This window comes from Vibrio sp. J1-1 (assembly GCF_021728395.1).
Lineage (GTDB): Bacteria > Pseudomonadota > Gammaproteobacteria > Enterobacterales > Vibrionaceae > Vibrio.
Genome location: NZ_JAKKCM010000033.1, coordinates 1 through 4,436, shown reverse-complemented (window position 1 = coordinate 4,436; position 4,436 = coordinate 1). Strand labels below are relative to the sequence as shown.

Annotated in this window: 5 protein-coding genes; all 5 read right to left on the bottom strand. The window is 40.2% G+C overall.

Features of this window, described 5'->3' with window-relative positions:
* Window positions 1-243: 243 nt before the first annotated feature.
* Window positions 244-690 (bottom strand): hypothetical protein, encoded by a 447-nt coding sequence (locus tag L3V31_RS21760; protein WP_237319289.1) that lies wholly within the window; start codon window positions 688-690, stop codon window positions 244-246.
* Window positions 691-1,558: 868 nt separating this feature from the next.
* Complete coding sequence (locus tag L3V31_RS21755) at window positions 1,559-1,912, bottom strand: hypothetical protein (RefSeq protein ID WP_237319279.1); 354 nt, start codon at window positions 1,910-1,912, stop codon at window positions 1,559-1,561.
* 159 nt (window positions 1,913-2,071) lie between these two features.
* Window positions 2,072-2,728 carry a hypothetical protein gene (locus L3V31_RS21750; protein ID WP_237319277.1) on the bottom strand — a complete coding sequence of 219 codons (657 nt, stop codon included), beginning with the start codon at window positions 2,726-2,728 and terminating at the stop codon, window positions 2,072-2,074.
* A 616-nt stretch (window positions 2,729-3,344) separates the two neighbouring features.
* Entirely contained in the window at window positions 3,345-3,764 is a 420-nt protein-coding gene (locus L3V31_RS21740) for a hypothetical protein (RefSeq protein ID WP_237319275.1), read from the bottom strand.
* Window positions 3,765-3,901: 137 nt separating this feature from the next.
* A partial coding sequence (locus L3V31_RS21735; RefSeq protein ID WP_237319273.1) for a hypothetical protein occupies window positions 3,902-4,436 on the bottom strand: 535 nt, incomplete at its 5' end.

Here is a 4,436-nt window from a genome sequence, read left to right as displayed (position 1 = left end):
GTGAGCAGTGGCAATAAATAGGATCTGTAATTCCACCATGAAGCTCGAACTGAACTGAGCCACATAAACAACTTCCTTTGTACATTTCACCTCCGTGGTGCCTAAATAAATATTTGCCTAACGCCGCGTTAAGTAGTGAGCAACGCTACCACAAAACTAAAACATACCACCGTAAACACAATACCCAACGATGGAATGAACAATGCCAAGCGTTGGGAATCTGCCTTAAACGCCTTGTTAGGCTTAACTTTCACCATTTATCTGCCTTGCAAAATCTGCGTGAAAGCTGATTAGCTCAATACCATCAATTGCTTTTATTGATGCATTGCTGCCTTCAACAGTACAAAAAGGCGGATAAGCGAATAGTAGCTGACCAACCTTTAGATCCAAATCGCTCGGAATATTCAATCTTTCAATTGGGTCCTCGTCTACCCAAGCCAAAAATTGCTCCCAGGTACAACCAAATTCATCAATCTCACCAGTTTCAGCATTCAACTTAACTACCAAATTATCTCGAATAAGGAATTGGTCTCCAAAGCAATCCTGAGCAATAGGAAAATCGCTTGCTTTAACTTCTCGATACAAGTTGTGGAAAGCAAATTCACCTTCTAAGAAGGTATTAACATTTAACAAGCGTTCTTGTGCATCGTGAGAGCGAACCTGTAGACCGCCTGAATACAATATTTTCATAGTTTCCTCTGTAAGCCTAACGCCGCATTAAGGTGTGAGCAACGCTACCACGGAACCCAACCATAACACCGTAAACACAAAACCCAACGATGGAATGAAAAATGCCAAGCGTTGGGAATCACTCTTAAATGCTTTGTTAGCTTTTATTCGATAAACACAACTTTTACGTCGTATTCCTTACACACATTCTCGACATGCGTGACATTAACTTTCTGAGTATTATCAAATAGAACCAAAACTTTAGACTTGTTTTTTCGAAATATTGAATACGCCAATAGTTGTCCAAGCCCTGACTTCCAATGTGATTTGCGCTTTACTTCATAAATTGTACTTTCGTTCTCGCAATCGATATTACCGACTGGAGTTTGAGTTTCAATCTCTAAGGTCTTATCTCGTAAACACATTTGATCAACCAATCTCGCCTCCAATGGAAACCAATCAAAATTTGAGTTTCTATATCGATGAACCCCTTCTTCATCAGTAAAAATGCAGTTATGCCTTTTTATGGCATATCTTTTCGATAATTTCTGACTATAACAATCTATCCTACATTTTTTCCATCAATCCAAACCTATGTTGATTTAGGCTCTATGTTTAATTTTTTATACAAGCTTTGATACATTGGTTTTGTGGCGAGTGAATTTAGCCACCGCCTTGGATGTACAGGTAATCTGTCCTCACCTTCGAGTTTTGAAAACTCTTCATATAGATCAAACTGCAACTGTTCCATGAGGTCTCCCAATGAAAGCTAACGCCCAATTAAGGGGTGAGCAACGCTACCACCTAACCTAAAGCATTGTACCGTAACCACTAAAATTGAAGTAGAAGCAAAAGTGCCAAGCGTTGGGAATCCCTCTTAAATTGCTTGTTATGTAGCGATGCTCGCTAGGACACAAACTAAGAATGCAGGCCCCCCTGATATCAGTAGCTTGATGCAAAAAGTGGTGTTTTCTGAGAACCGCTCTTCATCGATTTCGTCCGCAACACTACGGTCAACCATTGAGTCTGTAACCCTATCAACTTTGTCGTCAGACTGCCCTATACCACCCAAAGGCGGGTACATGAAAAATAAGGCTGTCGTTCCCCATAAAAGCATTACGATGAAAAATGCGTAGTCCGATACAAACTTAAGTCCAAACAAGCCCGTGGACATCTCAAGACCAAAAACTATTACGGCTGCTATTACATTCGCAACCAGTACAAATCGAACTAAACCAAGCATTTATACTCCATTTCTTACCTAGCTACATAACGCCGCATTAAGGGGTGAGCAACGCCACCACCCAACCTAAGCTATTGTGCCGTAAACACTAAAGCTGATTCAAACCAAAACTGCCAAGCGTTGTGAATCCCTCTTAAATGCTTTGTTAGGGTTATACCATCACCACCCACCAGGGCTAAATCCACCATAAGGAGAAGGTGTAGGAGGTGTTGGTCTAGGAGGTTCAACTTTGACATCCAACGACTTTGATAGTAGCTCTATATTGTCAAAAGGCAGCATATTCAAATCACCGTCTTTGGATATGTTTAACACGAACCCACCACAGCCGTCAGACTTTGATTGTGTCGATTGTTCAATAAACCGTAGATATCTACAGAACTCATCATATGTTTGCCCTAAATTACCCTTTAGTAATGCCGGACAAAATTTATCAAGGGGATAGTATCGCTCTAGCGGTTTGTCCGCATCACTATAACAAATAAAGCCAATACCATTGGTCAAACCAAAACCTAAAAAATGCCCCTTATTTGCTATCTCTTTCATTTCTAAGTTTGAAATATTGTTAAGAGCTTTATTAAGTTTCATTTTAGGCTCTTTATACAACTCTGTTTTGATGCTATCCGGGTTTCGTTTGAACTCAAAAATATAGTTTTTCCCTGCCCAGTTTACAAACAAGTCGTTCAACTTCTTTTCATCTGGCGTTTGTTGCACTAATTGCACTGCTTTGTTACTTAACCCATCACCAGTGCTAGCGCTGTAATACCCCAATGAAAAGATAAAATTTCCAATATAGATATTCTCATATGGCTGCTTCATTTTTCCTCCATAACCCTAACGCCGCGTTAAGTGGTGAACAACGCCTACCACCAAACCTAAGCCATTGTACCTTAAACACTTAAGCTGACTTGAACTGAAATCGCCAAGCGTTGTGAATCCGTCTTAAACGCTTTGTTAGTTGCCAAACCTAAAGCTTTGATTTGAAGATGATTACCGCTTTGCCAACACTATATTTATGTGCGTTGAAGAAACCAAATCAGGCGCAGTTTAAAAGCGCTTGTCACTGAAACCACTTGGAACAGATAGCGCCGAAGAAAACGGGTTAACAACACCAAATAAACCTTTTGGAAAGACAATGTCACAGAGCTGACTTTCAACAAGTAAATCGGTTTCTGAAACAGAAAAGTTAACAGCAAAAGAAACCAAAGTGCGAGCTCACAAACCCAAAGCATTCAAAATTGACTTGCGAAACCGAGCCGAAAACACATGAGCATTAACCTTAAATACTCTGCTTTAGCTGTGTTTTCCTCGTTGGCAACTAACGCCCGCTTAAGTGGTGAGCAACGCAACACGGAGTTTCCGCATACCACCTAAATCATTAAATTTAACGCATGATAAAAATGCCACGCGTTGCGAATCCGCCTTAAAGCGTTTGTTATGTGCAAATTTTTACACCGTGACTTCTGAAATACGCTTCGATCTTTAGCCACCTCTGCTCAGCTGCATCACTGAATAGCTCCCTCCAATCCGGACAACTATTCAGGTAACGACTACTTGCGCTTGCGCTTGCGCTTGCGAGAAAAGTATCGATTGATTTTGCATCGAAGTTAATCTTCAAATTTGCAAAGTGCTGCTCATAATTTTGCAAAATTTCTAGTGACACATCATCACCAGAAAGTTGTAGAGATTTAACAAGAACTGGATACCAATCCATATTGTAGGTAAAGAAATGATCCCACCCTTCCATATCTGCAACTATTTCTATGTAAGCCACTACAAAAATTAGCCACTCATCTTCAGTGAGTAACTCGAAATTCGTCAGTCCTTTATCAAGCACTTCTTCTACTTTAAGCATTGATACTCCATTTGCACATAACGCCCAATTAAGGGGTGAACAACGCGATCACCCAACCTAAAGCATTGTGCCATAAACACTAAAATTGAAGTAGAAGCAAAAATGCCAAGCGTTGAGAATCCCTCTTAAATTGTTTGTTATGTACGGTGCCCCAAAACTTGCTGCCAATGCTCATGGCTTAAAGCACTTTTTGGAATATAAATATTACGTTTCTGCATGCTATCTTCAAAATATGAAACCTTGGCTGTCGACCAAAGACCAAAAGGAAGAAAGCTACACGACAGAGTTACATCACAAGCGAACCCTTTGAAAAGCAATTTCCCACCTGACGTTTGCAGCGCACTATTCCTGAGCTTACGCCACAGCATAAATATTCTAATGGTTGTATCAATACACATAGCAAAAACAAAGAGCACTAACCATTGATTGTTACCACTTGAGAGCCCAAGCAAAACAAGCGACAAGAACGCTATATAGACGAATTCCGTGAAAACATATTTGCAAATATTCAATCTAATATTAATGTCCATATTTCTTCCTAGTACATAACGCCGCGTTAAGTGGTGAACAACGCTACCACCCAGCATAAACCATTGTACCTTAAACACTAAATTCAACTTAAACTGAAATCGCCAAGCGTTGTGAATCCGTCTTAAACGCTTTGTTATGGCG